Annotated in this window: 20 protein-coding genes, 1 tRNA gene and 1 pseudogene; 13 read left to right on the top strand and 9 right to left on the bottom strand. The window is 46.8% G+C overall.

Features of this window, described 5'->3' with window-relative positions; all coding sequences use genetic code 11:
* Window positions 1–15: 15 nt before the first annotated feature.
* Window positions 16–993 (top strand): tripartite tricarboxylate transporter substrate binding protein, encoded by a 978-nt coding sequence (locus C2758_RS02730; protein WP_215329449.1) that lies wholly within the window; start codon window positions 16–18, stop codon window positions 991–993.
* A gap of 19 nt (window positions 994–1,012) precedes the next feature.
* On the opposite strand, the gene C2758_RS02725 is transcribed toward C2758_RS02730, so the two are convergent.
* The 4 genes from C2758_RS02725 to C2758_RS02710 all read right to left on the bottom strand — a co-directional run bounded on the left by C2758_RS02725 (window position 1,013) and on the right by C2758_RS02710 (window position 4,066).
* On the bottom strand, window positions 1,013–1,696 hold the full coding sequence (locus tag C2758_RS02725) for an aldolase (protein ID WP_215330039.1): 684 nt from the start codon (window positions 1,694–1,696) through the stop codon (window positions 1,013–1,015).
* An 8-nt stretch (window positions 1,697–1,704) separates the two neighbouring features.
* Window positions 1,705–2,973, bottom strand: a complete 1,269-nt coding sequence (otnK, locus tag C2758_RS02720; RefSeq protein ID WP_215330037.1) for a 3-oxo-tetronate kinase — start codon at window positions 2,971–2,973, stop codon at window positions 1,705–1,707.
* Window positions 2,964–3,863, bottom strand: a complete 900-nt coding sequence (gene ltnD / locus C2758_RS02715; protein WP_215329447.1) for an L-threonate dehydrogenase — start codon at window positions 3,861–3,863, stop codon at window positions 2,964–2,966. Before ltnD ends, otnK begins: the two co-directional genes overlap by 10 nt.
* 118 nt (window positions 3,864–3,981) lie before the next feature.
* A tRNA-Leu gene (locus tag C2758_RS02710) sits at window positions 3,982–4,066 on the bottom strand.
* Between the two features lie 141 nt (window positions 4,067–4,207).
* Between C2758_RS02710 and C2758_RS02705 the strand changes: the two genes are divergently transcribed.
* From C2758_RS02705 to rng, 8 genes and pseudogenes are all read left to right on the top strand, one after another.
* Window positions 4,208–4,927 (top strand): YebC/PmpR family DNA-binding transcriptional regulator, encoded by a 720-nt coding sequence (locus tag C2758_RS02705; protein WP_215329445.1) that lies wholly within the window; start codon window positions 4,208–4,210, stop codon window positions 4,925–4,927.
* 47 nt (window positions 4,928–4,974) lie between these two features.
* Window positions 4,975–6,252 (top strand): phosphoribosylamine--glycine ligase, encoded by a 1,278-nt coding sequence (gene purD, locus C2758_RS02700; protein WP_215329443.1) that lies wholly within the window; start codon window positions 4,975–4,977, stop codon window positions 6,250–6,252.
* A gap of 50 nt (window positions 6,253–6,302) precedes the next feature.
* Window positions 6,303–7,214, top strand: a complete 912-nt coding sequence (gene hemF, locus C2758_RS02695; RefSeq protein WP_215330035.1) for an oxygen-dependent coproporphyrinogen oxidase — start codon at window positions 6,303–6,305, stop codon at window positions 7,212–7,214.
* Window positions 7,215–7,916 carry a nicotinate (nicotinamide) nucleotide adenylyltransferase gene (nadD, locus tag C2758_RS02690; RefSeq protein WP_215329441.1) on the top strand — a complete coding sequence of 234 codons (702 nt, stop codon included), beginning with the start codon at window positions 7,215–7,217 and terminating at the stop codon, window positions 7,914–7,916.
* Window positions 7,917–7,970: 54 nt separating this feature from the next.
* Window positions 7,971–8,357, top strand: a pseudogene (gene rsfS / locus C2758_RS02685) (ribosome silencing factor); the annotation flags it as partial.
* A gap of 13 nt (window positions 8,358–8,370) precedes the next feature.
* The gene (rlmH, locus tag C2758_RS02680) at window positions 8,371–8,814 is read left to right on the top strand and encodes a 23S rRNA (pseudouridine(1915)-N(3))-methyltransferase RlmH (protein ID WP_215329437.1); all 444 of its coding nucleotides are present in this window, start codon (window positions 8,371–8,373) and stop codon (window positions 8,812–8,814) included.
* Between the two features lie 7 nt (window positions 8,815–8,821).
* Window positions 8,822–9,445 (top strand): nucleoside triphosphate pyrophosphatase, encoded by a 624-nt coding sequence (locus tag C2758_RS02675; RefSeq protein ID WP_215329435.1) that lies wholly within the window; start codon window positions 8,822–8,824, stop codon window positions 9,443–9,445.
* On the top strand, window positions 9,442–10,905 hold the full coding sequence (gene rng / locus C2758_RS02670; protein ID WP_215329433.1) for a ribonuclease G: 1,464 nt from the start codon (window positions 9,442–9,444) through the stop codon (window positions 10,903–10,905). The genes C2758_RS02675 and rng overlap by 4 nt, the downstream gene beginning before the upstream one ends.
* Window positions 10,906–10,912: 7 nt before the next feature.
* On the opposite strand, the gene msbA is transcribed toward rng, so the two are convergent.
* On the bottom strand, window positions 10,913–12,676 hold the full coding sequence (gene msbA / locus C2758_RS02665) for a lipid A export permease/ATP-binding protein MsbA (RefSeq protein ID WP_215329431.1): 1,764 nt from the start codon (window positions 12,674–12,676) through the stop codon (window positions 10,913–10,915).
* 10 nt (window positions 12,677–12,686) lie between these two features.
* Between msbA and C2758_RS02660 the strand changes: the two genes are divergently transcribed.
* The 3 genes from C2758_RS02660 to C2758_RS02650 are packed head-to-tail and all read left to right on the top strand — an operon-like array spanning window position 12,687 to window position 15,420.
* The gene (locus C2758_RS02660; RefSeq protein WP_215329421.1) at window positions 12,687–13,466 is read left to right on the top strand and encodes a glycosyltransferase family 2 protein; all 780 of its coding nucleotides are present in this window, start codon (window positions 12,687–12,689) and stop codon (window positions 13,464–13,466) included.
* Window positions 13,418–14,242, top strand: coding sequence for a glycosyltransferase family 2 protein (locus tag C2758_RS02655; RefSeq protein WP_251369243.1), 825 nt, complete (start codon window positions 13,418–13,420; stop codon window positions 14,240–14,242). The genes C2758_RS02660 and C2758_RS02655 overlap by 49 nt, the downstream gene beginning before the upstream one ends.
* Window positions 14,243–14,262: 20 nt before the next feature.
* Complete coding sequence (locus C2758_RS02650) at window positions 14,263–15,420, top strand: glycosyltransferase family 9 protein (protein ID WP_215329419.1); 1,158 nt, start codon at window positions 14,263–14,265, stop codon at window positions 15,418–15,420.
* 21 nt (window positions 15,421–15,441) lie between these two features.
* On the opposite strand, the gene dnaE is transcribed toward C2758_RS02650, so the two are convergent.
* The gene (gene dnaE / locus C2758_RS02645; RefSeq protein WP_215329417.1) at window positions 15,442–19,068 is read right to left on the bottom strand and encodes a DNA polymerase III subunit alpha; all 3,627 of its coding nucleotides are present in this window, start codon (window positions 19,066–19,068) and stop codon (window positions 15,442–15,444) included.
* Between the two features lie 15 nt (window positions 19,069–19,083).
* Here dnaE and gluQRS point away from each other — a divergent pair, with 15 nt between their 5' ends.
* Complete coding sequence (gluQRS, locus tag C2758_RS02640; protein ID WP_251369242.1) at window positions 19,084–20,037, top strand: tRNA glutamyl-Q(34) synthetase GluQRS; 954 nt, start codon at window positions 19,084–19,086, stop codon at window positions 20,035–20,037.
* Here gluQRS and C2758_RS02635 read toward each other — a convergent pair.
* The 3 genes from C2758_RS02635 to C2758_RS02625 form a co-directional block, all read right to left on the bottom strand.
* A complete protein-coding gene (locus tag C2758_RS02635; RefSeq protein ID WP_215329415.1) occupies window positions 20,024–21,442 on the bottom strand; it encodes a DEAD/DEAH box helicase in 1,419 nt (472 codons plus the stop codon). The genes gluQRS and C2758_RS02635 overlap by 14 nt on opposite strands.
* A gap of 6 nt (window positions 21,443–21,448) precedes the next feature.
* Window positions 21,449–21,853, bottom strand: coding sequence for a heme-binding protein (locus C2758_RS02630; RefSeq protein WP_215330030.1), 405 nt, complete (start codon window positions 21,851–21,853; stop codon window positions 21,449–21,451).
* 129 nt (window positions 21,854–21,982) lie between these two features.
* A complete protein-coding gene (locus C2758_RS02625) occupies window positions 21,983–23,167 on the bottom strand; it encodes an alanine--glyoxylate aminotransferase family protein (protein ID WP_215329413.1) in 1,185 nt (394 codons plus the stop codon).
* Window positions 23,168–23,239 lie beyond the last annotated feature (72 nt).

Genomic DNA, 23,239 nt, shown 5'->3' with positions numbered 1-23,239 from the left:
AACATTTGAACTTTCATGAAAAATCATTCGACATCAATTCTCAAGAAATATGCCTTCTGCTTAATGCTGACTGTATCTAGTATTGGATTTGCACAGACGCCTTATCCAAATAAGCCTATCAAGTTGATTGTGCCCTTTCCTCCAGGCGGCCTTATTGACAACGTTGCACGCTTAATTACTCCAGCACTCTCAAGCGATCTTGGACAAGCCATTGTTGTGGAAAACAAACCCGGCGCTGGAGGCAATCTAGGTGCTGCAGAGGTTGCAAAAGCCAATCCAGATGGATACACATTGCTGATGGCATCTCCTCCACTTTCAATTAGTCCGGCACTCTACAAAAATCTTCCCTATAACCCAAGCAACATTGAACCGATTGCCATTTTCGGGCAACTACCGAACGTGCTGCTTGTTAATCCGGACTCCGGCATCAATTCAGTGGCGGATTTAGTCAAGCGCGCAAAAGAGTCCCCGGGCAAAATGAATTACGGCTCCAATGGTAATGGCACCTCCCTAAATCTGAGTGCAGAGATGCTGAAGAGTCAAGCTGGTGTTTATGTTGTTCACATTCCATATCGAGGCTCATCATTAGCAAATGTGGCCTTGGTATCTAAGGATATCGACTTTATGTTTGATAATCTTCCGCCAGCCCTTGGATTAATTAAAAGCGGAAAGTTGAAGGCGCTTGCTGTAACCAGCACCACCAGAAATCCTGCACTCCCCCAGGTCCCGACAATGCAAGAGGCGGGCTTTCCTAACTTTCAGGTATCGGCCTATTTTGGTATCGCTGCACCGAAAGGTATGCCGGCAGATATTGCTTTGAAATTACAAAATAGTATTCAAAAAACAGTATCTCAAAAAGAAGTGGCTGACTCACTATCCAGACTAGGGGCTACAGTCGATTTTATGAATTCGTCAAAGTCAGCTGAATTCATTAAGGCTGATGCCCAAAGATGGAAAAAGGTGGTTGATTACGCCAAAATTGAATTAGATTAATTTAATTCAATTTAAGTAACTACCAGCGGACTGCAAATGCGGTCCGCAATTCATTTAACTGCGCATTAGTCAGCGGATTAATTAAGTTCTTTTTTAGAAAAAAAAGTTTTGCTGTTTCTTCTAACTCTTCTAGGGTAGCCATAGCAGAGCTTGGTGAACTATTCCAGACATACGGGCCCAGACGTGTCAGCATGCAAGCACGCAGAGGCTTCTCAGCAGCTCCATAGACTTCTATCGCCTTCTCTACGAATTCAATAGCCTTGAGAGAACCTGGGCTGGTATAGGGAATGGTTGGTACGTGCCCTACCTTCATCACAAAATATGGCGTAATTGCAGGTAATAGCTCAGAAAATATATCTTCACCTGAGGCAAGGCTAGATTCCAGTGTCAAGGCTACACAGTGCGTACTATGAGTATGAATAATGCAAGATGTATCCGCATCAAACATCATAGCTTTGTTGTAGACGGCGGAATGCAAGGCCATTGTCTTACTAGCCTTATCTCCACTAAGCTGACGTCCATGAATATCAATCTTTGCCAATCGAGCGGGGTCCAGAAATCCAAGACAGGCATCTGTGGGGGTAATTAAAAAACCATCCTCAATACGAACGCTAATGTTGCCGGCAGTTGCATGGACGTAGGATCGATCAAATAAGCTTTTACCAATTCTGCAAATTTCATCTCTGGCGATTTGTTCTGTCATCATGTTTTTCACAGTTTTGAGAAAGCCTTTGTAAAAAAATCTGGTGTACCAAAGTTTCCAGACTTTAACGCAAGATGAAGCGGTTTATTTTGCGCTATCGCGTAGCACCAGGGTACACCAGGGTCAATTTGCTGGCCAATCTGCATTTGATCAATACCTAAGGCTTTTACGCATGCCCCTGAAGTTTCTCCACCAGCAAGCAATAACTGTCCGACTCCAAAACCAACGAGACTCTGAGCAATCAATCCCAAAAGATTCTCTATAGCGCTACCAGCCGCCTGAACCCCCAGTTGTGATTGCACTTCTTTAACCTGCTCAGGCGTACCAGACGAGTAAATTAAGACTGGACCGAGCGAGAGATGCGGTTGTGCCCAAGTTAGGATTTCTTGAAGTAGTTGTTCTGTAGATTTCTGGGTTAACTCAAGCGGATTCACAGCATATGTTGCCCCACCCAGACTCTTGAAGTGCTCGACCTGGAGGTGAGTAGCCTGTGAACAGCTACCAGAAATAATTGCCCGATATCCATTAGCAGCAGGAAGCTTGCTGGAACCTGGGTGCGCCCTAAGACCAAAGTTGGCGGGTAGCCCAATAGCAATACCGGAGCCTCCAGTAATGAGAGGTAAATCTTTTAGCGCTGGCGCAATGCGATACAAATCATCATTGGTAACTGCATCCATAATTGCAATTTGCGTATTTGATGATCTCAAGTGGGCAATTCTTGAGGAGATTGCATCAGCGCCAGCAAGAATATCTTGGTACTCAATTAATCCGACCTGATAGTCGCATTGCGCCTGCATTACTCTGACTAAATTTGCATCGGTCATCGGAGTCAAGGGGTGATCACGCATCCCAGACTCACTTAAAAGCTGGTTCCCAACAAATAAATAACCCTTAAAGACACTCCGCCCGTTGTCCGGGAAAGCCGGGGTTGCAATCGTAAAGTCAGTTCCCAAGGCTGCCATCAGCGCCTGTGTTACCGGACCAATATTTCCCTTGGGAGTGCTGTCAAACGTAGAGCAATATTTAAAGAAGATCTGTTGCGCTCCTTGTGAAAGCAAATACTCCAATGCCTCTAATGATTGAGCTACAGCGTCTTCAGGCTCAAGATTTCGAGATTTGAGCGCTACTACAACTGCATCTAAATCAGCATTCAACCCGTGCTGTGGAATGCCGATAGTTTGCGTAACGCGCATTCCATTACGCACCAGGTTATTAGCCAAATCGGTGGCGCCTGTAAAGTCATCCGCAATGCACCCTAACAAAATACTCACTGTGATGCTTTCGGTAACTCGATACCAGGGAAAATTTTAATGACAGCGCTATCATCTTCCTTCGCAAAACCAGCGGTCGATGCTTGCATAAACATTTGGTGCGCAGTCGATGAAAGCGGCAAGGGGAACTTACTAGCACGAGCCATATCCAGAACAATCCCCAAATCCTTAACAAATATATCCACCGCAGATAAAGGCTCATAGTTAGCTGCCAGCACATGTGCCATGCGATTCTCAAACATCCAGCTATTACCAGCACTATGGGTAATCACCTCGTAGAGTGCATTTGCATCCACGCCCTCTCGCAAACCTAGCGCCATCGCCTCGGCAGCAGCTGCAATATGAACGCCTGCAAGAAGCTGATTAATAACTTTCACCTTGCTGCCAATACCTGCCTTATCGCCTAAACGATAAACAGTTCCTGACATCGCATTAAGAATGGGGTTAACTAGCTCGTAAGCAGTCGCACTGGCAGAAGTCATCATTGTCATTTCACCAGAGGCAGCTTTTGCCGCTCCACCAGATATGGGGGCGTCGACATACAAAATATCTTTTTTGGCGAGACGAGACTCAAATGCAATCGAAATATTCGGATCTACTGTAGAACACATCACGAAAACACTTTGATGCTTTAATGAATTGACCAAGCCAGGACTTGTTGACGAGCCGAACAAAACTTCTTCAGTTTGAGCAGCATTCACCACAACTGAAACAACTACGTCACAAATTGAGCCGAGTTCTTCGATGGAATTACAGGAAGTACCTCCAGCATCACAAAACCGACGAGCAACATCTGAACGCACATCAAATACGTATAAGTCATAACCCGCCCTACGGAGAGATGAGGCCATGCCAGAACCCATTGCACCCAAGCCGATTAGTCCTACTTTTTTCATTATTTAATCTCGTTTAGTTTATTTTTTATGCTTGAGAGAAGCTTTTAATGACAATAATCATAGCAAAGGCAGTCTAAGCACCTAATTGGACTGGGCTTAGAAATAAAAAGAGGGGGGATGGTGCCCCGGGGCGGACTTGAACCGCCACGCCTTGCGGCACCGGATTTTGAGTCCGGCACGTCTACCAATTCCATCACCGGGGCAGGTGTTTGCAGAGGAAATACTGCATTGAAGCTTACTAAGAGGTGAGAGTGTAACAAAAAAGTTGTAAGACTCCGATTCTTGGACTGAGAAGACCTTAAAATAGGTTCCTCAAGCCACATTACTCAAAAGGACTTACCCGTATGGCCGGCCATTCGAAATGGGCCAACATTCAGCACCGCAAAGGACGTCAAGACGAAAAGCGCGGCAAGATTTGGACCAAACTCATTAAAGAAATCACGGTTGCGGCTAAATTGGGCGGCGGCGATGTTGCCACGAATCCCCGTTTACGCCTTGCGATCGATAAGGCTAAAGATGCCAATATGCCCAATGACAATGTGCAGCGGGCAATTCAGCGCGGTACAGGTTCTTTGGAAGGCGTTAACTACGAAGAAATTCGTTACGAAGGTTACGGTCACAATGGTGCGGCCATCATTGTCGATTGCTTAACGGATAACCGCACTCGTACTGTTGCCGAAGTACGTCATGCATTCGCAAAAAATGGTGGCAATATGGGTGCAGAAGGTTCGGTTGCCTTTATGTTCAAACACTGTGGTCAGATGTTGTTTGCCCCAGGTACCAATGAAGATCAACTCATGGAGATCGCGCTAGATGCTGGCGCAGAAGATGTCATCACTCATGATGATGGTTCATTTGAGGTACTTACCCCAGTACCTGAATTTTCTAAGATACAGGACGCGCTTAATCAAGTAGGCTTAAAAGCAGAGCTAGCAACAGTGACGATGCGCCCCGAAACTGAAACTGAACTCGAAGGTGATCAAGCGGAGAGTATGCAAAAACTATTAGACGCGCTTGAGAACTTGGATGATGTTCAAGAAGTATTCACGAATGCCTCTCTGTAATCGACTAGCTTTTTAGCACTACTTATTAATACATCTTTTAGCCCTTTATGAAAATTCTTTTAATTGGTTCTGGTGGTCGCGAACATGCATTGGCATGGAAGCTAGCGCAATCTCCACAAGTTCAAACTGTATATGTGGCGCCGGGTAATGGTGGCACAGCCACTGCAAAACAAACAGCGGCTGGCATTCAAAACCTTCCGATCTCCGACCTTCAAGAATTAGCAGACTTTGCCAAACGTGAAAAAATTCACCTCACCGTAGTTGGCCCTGAAGCACCGTTAGCTGCAGGTATCGTGGATGTATTTCGCAACAATGGCTTGCGCATCTTTGGACCTACTCAGTTAGCAGCCCAATTAGAGTCCTCCAAAGATTTCTCTAAAGCGTTTATGAAACGTCATGGCATCCCAACAGCGGAGTATCAGACTTTTTCAAATGCATTAAAAGCACATGCTTACATTGATGCCAAAGGCGCACCGATCGTGATTAAGGCTGATGGTTTAGCTGCTGGCAAAGGTGTCGTTGTGGCAATGGACCTGGTAGAAGCCCATGGGGCTGTCGATATGATGCTGGCCGATAACAAACTCGGAAACGCTGGCGCACGTGTTGTCATTGAAGAATTTTTGACTGGTGAAGAAGCCAGCTTTATCGTTCTCGTAGATGGTAAACATGTTTTAGCTTTAGCAACTAGTCAAGATCACAAGCGTTTGCTCGATGCTGATCAAGGCCCTAATACCGGTGGCATGGGTGCCTACTCCCCTGCTCCAGTAGTGACCCCAGAAATTCATGCGCGGGCATTGCGCGAGGTCATCATGCCTACAGTGAAAGGCATGGAAGCGGATGGCATTCCATACACTGGCTTCCTGTATGCGGGGCTCATGATTTCTCCCGACGGCAAGATCAAGACTTTAGAATTTAACTGCCGCATGGGCGACCCAGAAACACAGCCCATCATGGCACGCCTTCGTAGTGATCTCGTCAATGCGCTAGATCATGCTGTTGACGGCAGACTCAATGAAGTCGATCTAGAGTGGGATCGTCGCACCGCACTAGGCGTAGTACTGGCAGCTCACAACTATCCTGATACGCCGCGCAATGACGATGTGATTACAGGCATCCCTACTGATACTGAAGATCAATTGACTTTTCATGCTGGTACTAAGTTACAAGATGGCAAGCTTGTTACCTCTGGTGGTCGTGTCATGTGCGTTGTAGGTCTATCTGATACTGTTCGCGGTGCGCAACAAAAAGCATATGAAGCGATTGCTCAGATCCAATTCGATGGCATGCAATATCGCAAAGATATTGGCTATCGGGCAGTGAAATAACCCTAACTACGAAGGACTTTTCATCCTTGTCATCAATTGAACAGACTCAAATTAATATTGCAGAATTAGAAGCTTACTTTTTAGGCCTGCAAGATCGCATCACTACTGCAATGAGTGCACTCGACGGTAAAGCCTTTGTAGTTGATGCCTGGGAGAAACCAGAAGATAGCAAGCTGCGGGGTTATGGGCGTACTTGTACTTTAGATGGCGGCAATATATTAGAAAAAGGTGGTGTGGGTTTTTCTCACGTTCGCGGTGATCAAATGCCCCCTTCAGCTTCACACCATCGCCCAGAAGTCGCCGGACGTAGCTTTGAGGCCATGGGCGTTTCCTTGGTGTTTCACCCAAATAACCCTAAGGCGCCAACTACCCATATGAATGTGCGCTGCTTTATCGCGCAAGCTCCCGATAAAGAGCCAGTTTGGTGGTTTGGGGGCGGTTTTGATCTTACCCCCTACTATGGCGTTGATGAGGACTGCAAACACTTCCATCAAACTGCGAAAGATGCCTTAGATCCATTTGGTGCGGAGCTTCATCCACGATTCAAGAAATGGTGTGATGAATATTTTTATCTCAAGCATCGTGAAGAGCCTCGCGGTATTGGTGGTGTGTTCTTTGACGACTTCAATGAGCTGGGTTTTGAGCAAAGCTTTGCCATGACGCGTGCTGTTGGTGATGCCTTTATTGATGCTTACTTACCGATTGTGAAGCGTCGTTATCAAGACAGCTTTACTCCCGAAGAAAAAGCGTTCCAAGAATACCGTCGTGGTCGTTATGTGGAGTACAACTTGTTATTCGACCGAGGCACCATTTTTGGCCTGCACTCTGGTGGACGCACAGAATCTATTTTGATGTCTATGCCACCCGTAGTGCAGTGGTGGTACAACTGGCAACCAAAGCCAGATACGCCAGAGGCAAAGCTGTACGACTACTACCTTAAGCCGCGCGACTGGCTTGCCTAAATGATGTCAGTAGATTTGGATACTCCAAAAAAAATTGGCATTCTGGGCGGCACTTTTGACCCGCCACATCTTGGTCACCTTAAACTGGCCATGCATTTTGCAAAACTTCTGCACCTGGACACTCTGCTCCTAATCCCTAGTGGCGAGCCCTGGCAAAAAAGCTCTGGCATCACACCTGCTGAAATTCGTCTTGAACTCACTGAAGCAGCAAGCATTGATTTAGCTAGAGCATTTCTGTATCTAAAAATACCGACTCAAATTGGAGTGGATCGTATTGAAATTGATCGGGCAGGCCCGAGCTATGCAATCGATACAGCCAAAGCCCTAAGAGAGCGTTTTGGGCCTCAAGTCAACTTAACTTGGTTAATGGGGGCTGACTCTCTTATCGATCTCCCCTTTTGGAAGTCCTGGGATCAATTACTAGACGTCGTGAATTTCGCAGTGGCCAGCAGACCTCATCATGAACTTGATACCCAAATCAGCCCTGAAATAAAGGCTTTATTAGAAAAGCATCAATGTATTGATGCAAACGCTCTTGAAAAAAGCCTGTTTGGCCGCATCTACTTAGATAACAGTCTTGCAGTAGAGATTTCATCTACAAAGCTTCGGAATCAGCTGAAAAGCGCTTCTCGCAGTGATATTGCCGAGCACATTCCGTCTCATGCTTTAGAAATCATTACAAATTTAGGTCTGTACAAGTAATCAGGCTAAGATCACTCTTATATTCAAAATTCTCAGAAAAATACTAAAGAAACTATGGACTTAACAAAATTACAACGTGTCGTGATTGATGCACTCGAAGATGTCAAGGCGCAGGATATTCGTGTGTATGACACCACTAAGCTCAGCGAGCTATTTGATCGCGTCATCATCGCCACCGGCACCTCCAATCGTCAGACTAGATCGCTAGCGATGTCTGTTAAAGAGGCTGTCAATGCTAAAGGTGGTGAAGTGATCTCCGTAGAGGGTTTGGAGACTGGCGAGTGGGTATTGGTTGATTGCGGTGACATCGTAGTTCATATTTTGCAGCCTGCATTGCGCGCCTACTATCAGCTTGAAGGTATGTGGGGAGCCAAACCTGTACGAGTGAAGCTAGCGGCGGATAAGGGGCTGGTAAAGGCAAGCGAACCAGACGACGAAGAGTAATTTCTTAACAATGCGTTTAACGATTGTTTCTGTTGGTCACAAAATGCCAGAATGGGTTGCAACTGCAACCCATGATTACATTAAGCGTATGCCTGCAGATTGCAGTATTGAAATCAAAGAGATCAAACCTGATCTCAACCCAGCCAAAGAAGCTATCAAAATTGCAGCGGCTATTCCGAAAGGCTCGCGGGTGATTGCACTGGATGAGCGTGGCAAAGATCAAACTACACAAAATCTAGCTACCCAGTTGGCAGGCTGGCGGCAAGAAGGTTTTGATATTACTTTTTTGATTGGTGGTGCTGATGGGCTCGATCCCAGTCTTAAGGAAAATGCTCAAGCGATGTGGCGCCTCTCAAGTTTGACCCTGCCACATGCCATGGCAAGAGTGTTATTAGTTGAGCAACTCTATCGAGCTTGGACTATTTTGCAAGGCCACCCCTATCACCGCGAGTAAGTCATTGATGTTTTCTTATATTTATCTTGCTTCACAAAGTCCTCGACGCCAAGAACTGCTTAAGCAAATTGGCGTCAAATTTGAGATGCTGATTGCAGGGCCGGGTGAAGATACCGAAACACTTGAAGCGCCACTTCCCGATGAAAAGGCGCGTACTTATGTTGAGCGAGTTACCTTTGCCAAAAGTACCATTGCCCTAGCCAGATGGCAAAACAGCGGTAAACCTTGGGCACCTATCTTGTGTGCAGATACTACCGTCAGCCTACCTAGCAATCCAGATGGAGAAATTCTTGGGAAACCTAATGGCGCTTCTGATGCTGCGCGCATTCTAAAAATGCTGAGCGGTCAAACGCATGAGGTTTTAACTGCAGTGGTACTCATAATTGATCCCGAAACAAATCCCTTGTGCTTAATACAAGTATCTGAGGTGGAGTTTGCTCACTTAACTGAAGCTCAAATTGATAGCTATATTCAGAGTGGCGAGCCTTTTGGTAAGGCTGGTGCATATGGAATTCAAGGTCTTGGTGGGGCTTTTATTCCCTCAATTAAAGGCAGCTATAGCGGTATCATGGGATTACCCATCTTCGAAGTTAACCAATTATTAGATTTCGCTAAAGTCGCCCGCATATGAACGAAGAAATTCTGATCAACATCACCCCCCAAGAAACACGGGTGGCACTCATTCAGCAAGGTGCCGTTCAAGAGTTGCAGATCGAGCGTACCCGTCAACGCGGTATCGTTGGCAATATCTATTTAGCCAAAGTGGTGCGCGTGCTTCCTGGTATGCAGTCCGCCTTCATTGAAATCGGCTTAGAGCGCACTGCATTTATGCACGTCGCCGATATCACCCAAAACAACCCTCAAGCCCAAATTGAAAAGCTGCTTTTTGAAGGGCAAAATGTTTTAGTTCAAGTTCTGAAGGATCCCTTGGGAACCAAAGGCGCACGCCTCACCACCCAACTCAGTATTGCTGGCCGGAACTTAGTTTATCTACCGCCAGCTGGAACAGATGCAGCCACCGAGAAATACATTGGCGTATCTCAAAGAATAGATCAGCCAGAAGAGCGGGAAGCAATCAAGGCACGCCTTGCAGGACTGATGCCCGCCGACGAAAAAGGTGGGATCATTGTGCGTACTAGCGCGCAAGATGCTAGCGATACTGAGCTTACGCACGACATGCATTATTTGCGCACTACCTGGGAGAAGATTCGTGAGGCTGTAAATCATAAGGCCGCGCCTAGCCTGCTCTATCAGGATCTCAGTCTGGCTGAACGCGTATTACGTGACCTGGCTAGTGAAGAAACGATAAAAATTCGGGTGGACTCAGCAGAGAACTTTGAAAAGCTCAAAGGGTTTGCTGCGCTGTATATGCCAAATCTATTGGATAAACTCACACTACATCGCGGCGAGCGCGCCCTATTTGATTTATTTGATGTCGATGCTGAAATCAATAAAGCACTTGGCAGAAGAGTGGATCTCAAATCGGGTGGCTACCTGATGATTGACCAAACAGAATCCATGACCACGATTGATGTCAATACTGGTAGTTATGTGGGCGCACGTAATCTAGACGACACGGTGTTTAAAACCAATCTTGAAGCTGCTCAAGCTATTGCCCGTCAGCTGCGCTTACGTAATCTTGGTGGCATCATCATCATCGACTTTATTGACATGCTGAGTAAAGATCATCAAGAATCGGTTTTACATGAACTCAATCGCAATTTAGAACGCGATCATGCTCGCACCTCGGTGAATGACTTTTCCTCACTGGGCTTGGTGGAAATGACGCGCAAACGCACTCGAGAATCTCTGGCCCATATCACCTGTGAGCCATGCGCTACCTGCCAGGGAAAAGGTGAAATCAAAACTGCGCAAACGGTTTGCTATGAGATTTTGCGCGAGATTGTGCGAGAGCATCGCCAATTTAATCCCCGGGAATTTAGAATCGTTGCCGCACCTGATGTAATTGACCTTTTCCTTGAGGAGGAGAATCAATTTTTGGCACAGTTAGGTGACTTTGTTGCCAAACCCATCAAACTACAGGCAGAGGGCAGCTTCCGCCAAGAACAGTACGATATCGTTCTCAGTTAATCATTGATTAAGCATTCGAAAACTGAATGCGATGCAAGTTGGCATATATGCCATCCTTAGCAATCAATTCTTCGTGTGAGCCATTCTCAATCGCCTGACCGTGCTCCAGCACCACAATCCGATCAGCATGCTCAATAGTGGATAGGCGATGAGCGATAACTAAAGTGGTTCTGCCGGCCATTAATCGCTCTAAAGCATCTTGCACTTGACGCTCGGATTCAGAATCTAGTGCCGAAGTTGCTTCATCCAAAATCAGGATAGGGGCATCTTTATAGATAGCCCTCGCGATAGCTAAACGCTGACGTTGTCCACCTGATAGACGATTACCGTTATCACCAATTTGCGTATCAATACCTTCAGGCATTTCCTTCATGAGTGCAGATAAGTTTGCCGCCTCAAGAGCCTCTATGACACGTCCACGATCAATGCCCTCCGCGCCCGTAGCGCCGTAGGCTACGTTTGCCGCAATACTGTCATTGAATAAAATCACATCTTGACTCACAAATGCAATCTGCTTGCGTACATCAGCCAGCACAATATCCTCGAGGGGAATATCGTCCAAGAAAATGTGTCCACTAGTCGGCTTAAAGAAACGTGGCAATAAGTTGACCAGCGTAGATTTACCACCGCCAGACGGACCGACAAAGGCAACTACTTCACCAGGCTTAATATTTAAACTGACACCAGTGAGAGCATCTTTACGTCCAGCCTCTTGCTGGTAAGAGAAGCCAACATCTTCAAACCGAATTGCGCCCTTAGTTTTGCCTAGAGGCTTCATATTCTCTTTTCGGGATTCATCCTCTTCAAAGGGTTGATCCATCATAGAAAAGATCATTTCTGCAGCAGTTAAGCCGCGCTGCAAGGGCTGATTAATATCAGCGAGATGTTTAATCGGCGAGATCACCAATAACATGGCAGTAATAAAAGAGGCAAAGCCACCAACCGTAGTTCCCTCAGTAGCTGACTGCATCAAGGCAATGACTAAGACGATTGATAGCGCCATAGAAGCGATGAGCTGGGTAATCGGCTGATTCAGGCCGCCAGCAACTGCTGATTTCAAGGCAAATCGGCGAAGACGATCAGCCTTTTCCATAAAGCGACCCATCTCGAACTCTTCAGCACCATGTACCTTCACGATCTTATACCCTGCGGCCGCCTCTTCAACAATGTAAGCGAGCTCACTAGTCATTGTTTGCTGCTCACGATTCAGTGAGCGCAAGCGTTTATTAATCCTTCCAATGATGAAGGCAATAATTGGGAAAATCATCAGCACTACTAATGTCAGTTGCCAATTTAGGTAAATCAAGTAGCCAATCAATCCAATTACGGTGAGAGAGTCACGTACTAAACTAATTAACATGCCACCCATAATGGAGAGGGCATTATTCACCTCAAAAACTACCGCATTAATTAAGCTGGATGCAGAGTTCTTTTGGAAGAACGTAGTGCTTGAATGCAGTAATGCCTTAAACATCTGCATACGCATCTTCAGCAAAACGGCATTAATAACGCGATTGAGAAGATAGCTAGACAAAAATTGCGCCATCCCTCGCACAAAAGCTAGGCCGACCAAGAAGACTGGCACCAGCCAGAGCTTTTGATCCAACTGGCCAGTAAAACCACGATCTAGCAAAGGCTTCATAAGGGCCGGCATAGAGGTTTCTGCACCAGCAACCAGCGCCATGGCCAATATAGAGCCAATAATTAAGCCAATATGGGGCCTGAGGTACTGAATTAAGCGATTTAGGGCGATACGGTCTTGAGCATTCATATAATGAATTATGCCCACCTTATCCGTCATACTCATTACTCGCAATGAAGAGGCCAATTTGGCCGATTGTCTGGCCTCCCTGGAGGGGATTGCCCAGCAAATCGTAGTGGTAGATACCAATAGCACCGATAGAACCCTAGAGATTGCTAAAAACTATGAGGCTGTCATTAGCCAGCCGGCGGATTGGCCTGGATTTGGGCCTCAAAAGAATCGCGCTTTGGACCTAGCAACTGGCGAGTGGGTACTCTCTCTAGATGCTGATGAACGCCTTACCCCGGCTCTCAGAAGTGAGATTTTGACCGCTATTCAGCATTCAGCCCATGTTGACTGTTTTGCAATTCCACGCCTATCTTGGTATTGCGGTCGTTTTATTCGGCATTCTGGCTGGAGTCCGGATTATGTAGATCGATTATTTAAGCGCGGCACTGCCCGCTTCTCGGATGATTTGGTTCATGAGCGACTGATTCCAAACGGACAAGTGGCCAAGCTAGATAATCCAATGCTGCATTTCAGCTTCATGAACTACTCACAAGTGCTCCAGAAGCTAGATCGCTATTCAACAGCCTCAGCAGAGCAGGCCTTCTCTAAAGGCAAAAAAAGTAGTCCATTAACTGCAGTACTTCATGGTATCTGGGCTTTTACTCGCACCTACTTCATACGCCTTGGTTTCTTAGACGGCCCTCAGGGTTTTGCATTAGCAGTCTCGAATGGGCAAGGAACCTACTATCGCTACATGAAGTTATGGCAATTGCACCAAGAAGCCAACTCCAATCATTCTCTCAGCAAATGATCTCCGTTCTTCTGGCGACCTATAACTGGCCGCAAGCCCTCAAACTCTGCCTTGAGTCACTTAGTACTCAAACCGATTTAGATTTTGAAATCATCATTGCCGATGATGGGTCCACCACAACTACCAAAGATCTCATAGAGGCAATTCAGAAAAATTTCCCAGTAAAAATCACTCATCTATGGCAAGAAGATCAAGGATTTCGTAAGACCCGCATTCTCAATCAAGCCATTCAAGCAGCGCATGGTGAATATCTCGTATTTCTCGATGGTGATTGCATTGTTCAGCCGGACTTTATTTCACAACATCGCGCACTGTCTCAGGCGAACCATCTAGTGACAGGAAGTCGTGTCTTACTGAATGACGAGCTAAGCAAGCAATTACTTTTATGGACAAATTGGGATTTTAAGAAATTCACTGATAACTTATTAAGCTCTCGACTATCCGGCGGCATCAATAAGTATTGGCCCCTCAAAATTAAGTTGGGTGATGGCGCCTGGCGCAACTATAAAAAATTTGTCTGGCGCCGTATTAAAGGTTGCAATATGGCCTGCTGGAAGACTGATGCCTTAGCTATTGGCGGCTTTGATGAAACTATGACAGGCTGGGGGCATGAGGATGCTGATTTTGTTTTCAGACTTCAAAGCAAAGGTTTGATTCGTAAATCTGGATCTTGGGCAACTGAAGTCTTGCATCTCTACCACCGCATTAACGATCAATCCAATGCTGCCGAAAATGCACGTCGCGTCCGTGAAAAATTTCTGGCTAAAGCTCGGTAAGATTGAGTTACATTAGCTCCATGACTGCATTCTCAGCACTAAAACCTAAAAAAGTTTTATTTATTGCGACTCGCCAAATCGGAGATGTCCTTGTCACTACGCCACTAATTTCACAAGCACGTGAATTGTGGCCAGATGCGAAGTTTCACTTTCTAGGCTACCGCGGTAAGCTCGAGATGCTCAAAGGCAATCCCGATATTACCCAGACAATCGAAACTTCAGATCGTCCCAAACTTACCGAATATCTCTCCTTATTTTTCAGACTCTTTCAACGTTACGATCTAGCAGTTGTCACTCAACCGAGTGATCGCGCCTACTTCTATGGCCTAGCAGCAGCTCATCACCGCGTGGGCGTACTAGGCGGCCATCCTCAAGGCCTCACTGAGCAAGACAAGGTTAAGAAAAGTAAGAGTGATAAACAAAATGCCTGGAAAAAGGCTATCAGCCTACATACAGTTGACGTAGATTATTTTGCGCAACATGTCATTACTGAAAAGCTTCGCCTACTCGAGATCTTTTATAAAAATCCACTGGAATTATTTAATAAACCAGTCTCGGTAACAGCTCCGGCTGGTGATCCGATTACCCCAAGTATTGCTACTCAACTTCACTCGTCTTATATCGTGGTGCATCCCGGACCTTTAACCGCATATAAGCGTTGGCCACTTGCGTATTGGCAAACATTACTGACATGGATTACAAAACAAGGTTGGCAAGTGGTGCTAAGCGCATCTCCCGCAAAGCAAGACCTACAACTCAACCAAGATATTCTGTCATTGTTGGATGAAGAAACCCGTAAGCATGTCGTTGATACCGCGGGCCTACTCACCATTCCACAGGCAGGAACACTGATTCGTGGGGCAATAGCTTATGTTGGAGTGGATACTTCGATTACTCATCTCGCAGCGGCATGTAATACACCGACCATTGCGCTATTTGGTCCAACACCACCCACCAATTTTGGCCCCTGGCCTAATGGTTTTGTTGGCATGCAACCTTATCAATTGAGAGCGCGTTCGCAGACAATTGGTAATGTCACAATCTTGCAAGGGCCTGGTGAATGCGTTCCCTGCCGCAAAGCGGGTTGCGAGGATCGCGCAAGTAGTCATAGTGAATGCTTAGATCAGCTAGACCCAAACCAAGTGATCGAAGCACTGCAAAGTGCAACAAAGAAATAAAGAAATAAAACTGATACGCGCTTAGAGGTACTGAACCTGAACGACATTAGATTGCTTGGCTGCTAAAATTTGATTCAAGCTATGCAAGCAAGCATCATCTGGATAAATCCTCAGCTCTTCTGGGAATTGCATCAGACAGGCTCCACCACTGGTGGTGACTGCAGCAGTCAGCATTAAACCCTTCATGCCTTCGCTAGCGCTTGGCATAGAAGCTACTGCAGGACCTAGCTTTGGATCGCGTACCCGGTTACTCATTAAGTAAGGCCCAATTTGGCTACGTAAAGATTGAAGATCAATAGCTGAATCGATGGACAGATGAAGGTTGCGTGCAAAACGCATACGGGCTCCCGTCATATCCATCACCGCCTCAGACACAATACGCACTCCGCCAGAAAACTTATCGGGCGTGATGTTTACCTTGGCCACCAGCAACTCATCTTCTTTGAGCCAAGAACGATTCGGTTCATAGACTTCACTATAGAGCGTCACTTCTATTGCAGCAGTGCCATCATCAATAGTTGCAATCATCATGCGGCCACGCTGACCCGTCAGCATTCGAGCGGAAGTAATAATACCGGCGATCAACTGGTCCTTGCCCTCGGTCACCTTGGCCAATGGCTGGCGGATAAAATGCGCCGTTTCATCGCGATAGGCATCGAACATGTGGCCGGTCAAACAAAGTCCAAGGGCACTTTTCTCATCTTGGAGGCGTTTCTTTTCAGACCATGGTAATTCGCGGACTAGCTCTGGCAAATGACGATCATCTTCTCCTGCCGCCTCAAATAAACTCACTTGATTAATTGAGGCTTCAGCTTGTTCGGCAGCTTCAATTGCGCGCGCGAGAGAAGCCAATAGAGTGGATCGAATATCGTAAGGATTGCCGCCAGCGGGAATGGAGTCCTTATACAAGCTATCAAAGGCGCCGGCACGCATCAAAGCCTCAATCGCTCGACGGTTCACCTGTCTACGATCCACGCGGGCACAGAAATCAAACAGATCCTTAAAAGGGCCACCAGTCTCACGCGCCTTCACAATCACTTCAATTGCCGCTTCACCAGTTCCCCTAACCGCACCTAAACCATAGCGAATATGGCTAATAGGAGAATCCGGTGCCGCATCTGGTGCACGCAATGGTGTGAACACGTAAACGCCAGTATTAATGTCGGGTGAGAACACTCGAATCTCATTAGCCAAGCAATCGTCATACAGAATCTTCACCTTATCAGTGTCATCCATTGCGAGCGATAAGTTGGCTGCCATAAATTCAGCGGGGTAATAGGCTTTTAGCCAAGCAGTTTGATATGCCAAGAGCGCATAAGCAGCAGCATGGGATTTATTAAATCCATAGCCTGCAAAACGCTCCATCAAATCATAAATCTCATTGGCTTTGCCTTCAGTAATGCCACCTGCTTTTGCACCGTCACTAAAAATCTTGCGATGCTGCGCCATCTCTTCAGGCTTCTTCTTACCCATTGCACGACGCAACATATCTGCGCCACCGAGTGAGTAGCCGCCGATCATCTGCGCCATCTGCATCACCTGCTCTTGGTAGACCATGATGCCGTAGGTTTCTTGCAGAACGGGCTCAATTCGAGGATCCGGATACTCTACTTTTTGCCGCCCGTGCTTACGTTCAATAAAGTCTGGGATCAAGTCCATTGGGCCGGGACGGTAGAGCGCAACGAGCGCAATAATATCTTCGAAACGGTCAGGCTTAGCTTCCCGAAGCATGCCTTGCATGCCGCGACTTTCTAGCTGGAAGACGGCGACCGTATTAGCATTCTTTAAAACTTCAAAAGCCTTTTGATCATCGAGCAGAATTTCACCGATATTCCAATCTTGACGGTCAGCATGTAGCGTCTTAATCCATTTCTCAGCAGCTGCCAAAATCGTTAATGTGGTTAAACCCAGGAAGTCGAACTTCACTAAGCCGATCGCCTCTACGTCATCTTTATCAAACTGACTAATGACTGAACCACTCTCTTGATCCTTAGAATCTTTTGCCTCTTGCGTATACAGCGGACAAAAATCAGTTAAGCGACCAGGCGCAATTAATACGCCGCCCGCATGCATACCCACGTTACGGGTCATACCCTCTAATTGCTGTGCGAGAGATAACAGTTGACGCACTTCATCTTCATTCTTTTCACGCTCGCCTAATTGTTTCTCTTCCTTCTTGGCCATTTCAATAGTCATGTACTGACCTGGCTTATTCGGAATCAATTTCGCAATACCATCAACAAAGTTATAGCCTTGCTCGAGTACGCGACCAACGTCACGAATGGCCGCTCTTGCAGCCATCGTTCCAAAAGTAGCAATTTGACTGACCGCATCTTTTCCGTATTTATCTTTTACATACTGAATCACGCGATCGCGCCCATGCTGACAGAAGTCAATATCGAAGTCGGGCATCGATACCCGCTCAGGATTTAAGAAGCGCTCAAAGAGGAGGTTGTAACGCAGTGGGTCAAGATCGGTAATACCCAGTGAATAAGCAACTAAAGAGCCAGCACCGGATCCACGACCCGGACCTACAGGTACGCCATTATTTTTTGCCCAGTTAATAAAGTCGGCAACAATTAAAAAATAGCCTGGGAAACCCATTTGAGCAATGGTCTTCACCTCAAATACCAGGCGCTCGTGATAGCGAGCCTCTTCTTTAGCACGCTCTTCAACATCCGGGAAATTGCGCTCCATATGGCGCTTCAAGCCAATCTCCGATTGCTGCAATAAATAATCGTCGAGCGTAATACCTGGTGGCGTTGGGAAATCCGGCAAGCGCGGCTGACCTAGAGTCAAAGAGAGATTACAGCGCTTGGCAATCTCCACTGAGTTTGCCAGTGCGACTGGTAAATCTGCAAAGCGCTTTTCCATCTCTGCTTGAGATAAAAAATACTGCTCTTCATTAAATTTCTTAGTGCGACGAGGATTGCCTAAAAGCTCGCCTTCAGCAATACAGACTCGAGCCTCATGAGCTATGAAATCACTACGCTGCATAAACTGCACAGGATGTGTGGCAACAATCGGTAAATCCATTTCACTCGCAAGGTGACAAGCTAACTGAAGTTGCTGTTCATCCTGAGGATGACCTCCGCGCTGCACTTCAATATAAAAAGCATTGGGGAATAAGCTTGCCCAACGCTTGGCAGCATCTTTAGCTAAATCTTCTTGACCAGCTAAGAGCGCAGCACCAACATCACCCCAGCGTCCACCTGAAAGAGCAATTAATCCATAAGACAGTGTTCTTTTTGCAGCCTTATCTTCAGCCTTTGAGGCTGGCTCACTAAACCATTTGAGATCTACTTCAGATCGACCTCGGGATTGATTCTCAAGGGAGGCCTTGCTTAAGAGCTGACAAAGATTGAGATAGCCAGAGTGATTTTGAACCAAGAGTAATAAACGATGAGGTTGATCTGGGTCTTGAGGATTGCTCACCCAAACATCCGCGCCTGCAATTGGCTTAATTCCACCAGAACGAGCAGCAGTGTAAAAACGGACCAGACCAAACAAATTACTTAAGTCGGTAAGAGCCAAGGCGCCCATGCCATCTTTTTCAGCGGCAGCCACCGCATCGTCAATGCGAACGACGCCATCCGTAATCGAAAACTCGGAATGGACGCGCAGATGAACAAAACGGGGTGAAGCCATGAGATCATTTTAGCTGTGCCGAACATCCAAAACCCCTCACCCCCAGCCGACGGCTATCGCGGGCGATTTGCCCCCTCGCCCACTGGCCCACTTCATGCCGGATCGCTCGTTGCCGCCCTTGGAAGCTGGTTAGATGCCCGTAAAAATCATGGGAAATGGCTACTCAGAATGGAGGATTTAGACGCTCCCCGTTGCATTCCGGGGGCAGATCAAGAGATCCTGCGCCAATTGCTTGCTTGCGGCCTCACTTGGGACGAGGAGCCAAGCTGGCAGTCTAAGCACCAAGAACGTTATAAACAGGCTCTGGAGCACTTAAATGAGCTCCAAATCATCTATCCCTGCACTTGCTCCCGACAAGGCATTGCAAGCGCTTTAGAAGCTCGTGGCGTAATCACTCCCCGCAATCAAGAGATGATCTACCCGGGAACCTGTCGCCCCCACCAAATTGGCACCTATGATGAGCTAGAAACACCATCAACCGAAGTAGCTTGGCGACTTGCCCTGCCACCAGGACTCAGCATGCATTTTGAAGATCTCGCCCTAGGTAAACAAACTCAAGATCTCAATCAAGAAGTGGGAGATTTTGTGTTGCGTCGCCGGGATGGCATATTTACCTATCAACTGGCCGTTGTGGTGGATGATGCTGAGCAAGGAATTACGCACATTGTGCGTGGGGCAGATTTACTGGACAACACAGCAAGACAAATTTATCTGCAAAGGGTCTTGGAGTATGAAACTCCGAGCTATCTACATCTACCCCTTGTGCTGGATGGGTATGGCGAGAAACTCAGCAAGCAAACCTTAGCAAGCGCCATTCATACTGAGAATGCGCAGCAGGCTTTACAAGAGCTACGTAAAGCTGCAAGGCATTTAGGGTTGAGGGATCTACCGTATGGGAAAGATGCTTCGATTGCTGAGTGGCTTTTGGCAGCCACCCAGGCTTGGGACAGAAAAATTATTTCTTCTTAAAGCCACCCAGTAAAGCACCGACTGCCGGTTTTGCAGGAGTAATGCCGACTTTTTTCTCAGTAGGATTTACAGCATCTGATGCTGGCTTGACTACAGTAGTAGGTTCATAAGGCTTGTAGAAAAACGGATCTGACATTTTTGCTGGCGCATCTGATCTCGATGAATTCCTACTAGGCGCGGGACGTGAGCTGCCCTCCGGCAATGGCTGAATATCCAACTTACGCTTCATCAACTTTTCAATATCGTCAAGTAAACGTTTTTCACTGGCATCAACCAATGCAATTGCATCGCCCTTACTACCAGCGCGACCTGTACGGCCAATGCGGTGAATAAAATCTTCCGCATTAAATGGCAACTCGTGATTAATCACACAAGGCATAGACGGAATATCTAGACCTCGAGCAGCCACGTCGGTTGCAACTAAAGCCTCGATCGCTCCAGACTTAAATGCATCTAAAGTCAGAGTGCGCTCACCCTGACTCTTATCACCATGAATCGCGCCAGCCTTGATGCCATCACGCTCCAATGAGCGAGCTAGCCTTGCACAACCCAAGCGGCTGTTAGTAAAAATGATGCACTGACGAGATAGGCCCAGGCGAGTACGCGCTTCTAGCACTTTCACAATCGCCTGTTGCTTATCAGCACTGGCGACCATGTGAACTACTTGCTTAACAGTATCTGCCGCGGCATTTTGGCGCGCCACTTCAACGGTAACTGGCGTACGCAAATAACTTTGCGCCAACCTCTTAATCTCTGGTGAAAACGTAGCTGAGAACAATAAAGTTTGGCGCTGAGCTGGAATCAAATCAATGATGCGCTGTAAGTCAGGCAAGAAGCCCATGTCGAGCATGCGATCGGCTTCGTCTAGCACCAGAATTTCTACTTGAGATAGGTTGGCTACTTTAGAGCCCAAGTGATCAAGCAAGCGTCCCGGGGTCGCAATTAAAATCTCTACACCACCACGCAGTGTGGTCACTTGCTCTTTCATATCCACGCCACCGTAAACCACGGCAGCACGCAAATCGGTGTGCTTAGAGTAACTAGCTGCATTCTCAGCAACCTGAACAGCCAGCTCACGTGTCGGCGTTAACACCAAGGCACGGATCGGATGGCGAGCAGGCGAAGCACTACTACTTGCATGACGCAGAATCTTTTGAATAATGGGCAGTACAAAAGCAGCCGTTTTACCGGTACCCGTTTGGGCTGCGCCCATCAAATCACTTCCCGCCAACACGTGCGGAATAGCTTGCGCTTGAATCGGAGTTGGAATGCTGTAGCCCTGCTCAGATACCGCTTTTTGAATCTTTGGATCTAAACCAAAGTCAGCAAAAGTAATTGTTGCTGGGGTGGCGTCACTCTCAGTGGCGCCGGTGGGAGAATTTATTTCAGGAACAGTATTTATCAAGGTAACTTACAGAATGGCTGCAATGCCGGCCTTCGCGGTTTCGGCATCCTCAGTCGATTTAACGCCGGAAACGCCGACTGCGCCGATGGTAAACCCGTTTACCTCGATATTGACGCCACCCTCCAACATGCCTGAAATATGCGGGGCAGATAAAAAGGAAATACGTCCGTTATTAATAATTTCTTCGTAAACACGACTCTCGCGCTTACCCATGGCAGCAGTACGCGCTTTTTCTTGAGCAATATAAGCGGAGACAGGAGCACATGTATCGCGACGGATTAAACCTAAGAGATGGCCACCGTCGTCACAGACAGCAATCGTCACAGCCCAGTTATTTGCTGCAGCATGCTTGTCAGCTGCATCCAAAATCTTTTGAACATCAGCCTGAGTTAAATACGGTTTAGTTGCCAACATGTGAAGTCTCTCTGTCTCGAATATGTTTTATTTGATGAAACTGCTATCTTTATAAGTACTTGAATTATAAGGGGTGTAAGCCAGATGATTCACTAGCCAACACCCCATTTACACCCAACTTACTGATTATTTTAGAAATTCTTGGGCGGCAACAACGCCGCTTGCCTTAGGCTTATAGCCCATCGCACCCAAACTCATCTCTACACCACTCAGCGCGGCCATCAGGCTGAGCTCATTGCAATCGCCTAAATGACCGATACGGAAGGCCTTACCTTTAATTTTTCCAAGGCCTGTGCCTAGAGATAAATTGAACTTCTCTAGAGCATGCTTACGCAGAACATCTGCGTTCATACCTTCTGGGGTAGCAATACAAGTAAGCACTGGTGAGTAGCAATCTGTATCTTGGCACTGGATTTCTAAGCCCCATGCATTGACTGCTTCACGGCAAGCTGCAGCTAAACGTTGATGACGGGCAAAAATAGTGTCAAGACCCTCAGTCGTCATCATGTCGATTGCTTCATGCAAGCCATACATTAAGTTAGTACTTGGAGTTGTTGGCCAATAACCGGTTTTATTAGATTCCAAGATTTCATCCCAAGCCCAATAAGACTTCGGCATCTTATTCGTTTTGCTGACCTCAATTGCTCTGGCTGACAAGGCATTAAAACCAATGCCCGGAGGCAACATCAAACCTTTTTGTGATCCAGACACAGTCACGTCCGCACCCCATTTGTCATGCTCATAGTCCGCGGAGCCCAAGCCAGATACGGTATCGACCAACAACAAAGCCGGATGCTTCAGTGAGTCAATCGCCTTGCGAACTGCTGCAATGTTGGAAGTAACACCAGTAGAGGTTTCGTTATGGACTACACAAACTGCTTTGATTTCATGTCCAGTGTCTTTGCGTAAACGCTCTTCAATCACGGATGCATCTACACCCCAACGCCAAGTGTCTTGGCCTGGCTTGCCTACCACCTCAACATTTAAACCAAGACGTTTACCTAAGGCAACCCATAAGTTAGCAAACTGACCGGTTTCATAAAAGAGCACCTTGTCGCCAGGATTGAGAACGTTTACCAATGCACCTTCCCATGAGCCTGTTCCAGAAGCCGAGTAAACAATGACGGGTTGCTCGGTCTTAAAAATCTTTTTAATGCCATCCAAAACCTTGAGACCAAACGCACCAAACTCAGGGCCGCGGTGGTCAATGGTTTGATAGCTAATTGCCCTCAGAATGCGGGGAGGCACTGGGCTTGGACCAGGAATATGTAAGAAATGACGCCCCGAGAGGTGGTTATCTAGTTTTAGCATGCTGAGTCTCGCTTGGTTTTTGTAGTTAATCTTGCGGGCAAGTGTAAGGCACTTTTTGCTAATTTACAATTT

The sequence above is a fragment of the Polynucleobacter sp. AP-Sving-400A-A2 genome (genome assembly GCF_018688155.1).
Lineage (GTDB): Bacteria > Pseudomonadota > Gammaproteobacteria > Burkholderiales > Burkholderiaceae > Polynucleobacter.
This window is presented reverse-complemented; position numbering and strand designations above follow the sequence as displayed.

Coding starts and splice junctions, on each gene's coding strand:
- C2758_RS02730 (WP_215329449.1), top strand. CDS start 16: ATGAAAAATCATTCGACATCAATTCTCAAGAAATATGCCTTCTGCTTA.
- C2758_RS02725 (WP_215330039.1), bottom strand. CDS start 1,696: ATGACAGAACAAATCGCCAGAGATGAAATTTGCAGAATTGGTAAAAGC.
- ltnD (WP_215329447.1), bottom strand. CDS start 3,863: ATGAAAAAAGTAGGACTAATCGGCTTGGGTGCAATGGGTTCTGGCATG.
- C2758_RS02705 (WP_215329445.1), top strand. CDS start 4,208: ATGGCCGGCCATTCGAAATGGGCCAACATTCAGCACCGCAAAGGACGT.
- purD (WP_215329443.1), top strand. CDS start 4,975: ATGAAAATTCTTTTAATTGGTTCTGGTGGTCGCGAACATGCATTGGCA.
- nadD (WP_215329441.1), top strand. CDS start 7,215: ATGATGTCAGTAGATTTGGATACTCCAAAAAAAATTGGCATTCTGGGC.
- rlmH (WP_215329437.1), top strand. CDS start 8,371: ATGCGTTTAACGATTGTTTCTGTTGGTCACAAAATGCCAGAATGGGTT.
- C2758_RS02675 (WP_215329435.1), top strand. CDS start 8,822: ATGTTTTCTTATATTTATCTTGCTTCACAAAGTCCTCGACGCCAAGAA.
- rng (WP_215329433.1), top strand. CDS start 9,442: ATGAACGAAGAAATTCTGATCAACATCACCCCCCAAGAAACACGGGTG.
- msbA (WP_215329431.1), bottom strand. CDS start 12,676: ATGAATGCTCAAGACCGTATCGCCCTAAATCGCTTAATTCAGTACCTC.
- C2758_RS02660 (WP_215329421.1), top strand. CDS start 12,687: ATGCCCACCTTATCCGTCATACTCATTACTCGCAATGAAGAGGCCAAT.
- C2758_RS02655 (WP_251369243.1), top strand. CDS start 13,418: ATGGCAATTGCACCAAGAAGCCAACTCCAATCATTCTCTCAGCAAATG.
- C2758_RS02650 (WP_215329419.1), top strand. CDS start 14,263: ATGACTGCATTCTCAGCACTAAAACCTAAAAAAGTTTTATTTATTGCG.
- dnaE (WP_215329417.1), bottom strand. CDS start 19,068: ATGGCTTCACCCCGTTTTGTTCATCTGCGCGTCCATTCCGAGTTTTCG.
- C2758_RS02625 (WP_215329413.1), bottom strand. CDS start 23,167: ATGCTAAAACTAGATAACCACCTCTCGGGGCGTCATTTCTTACATATT.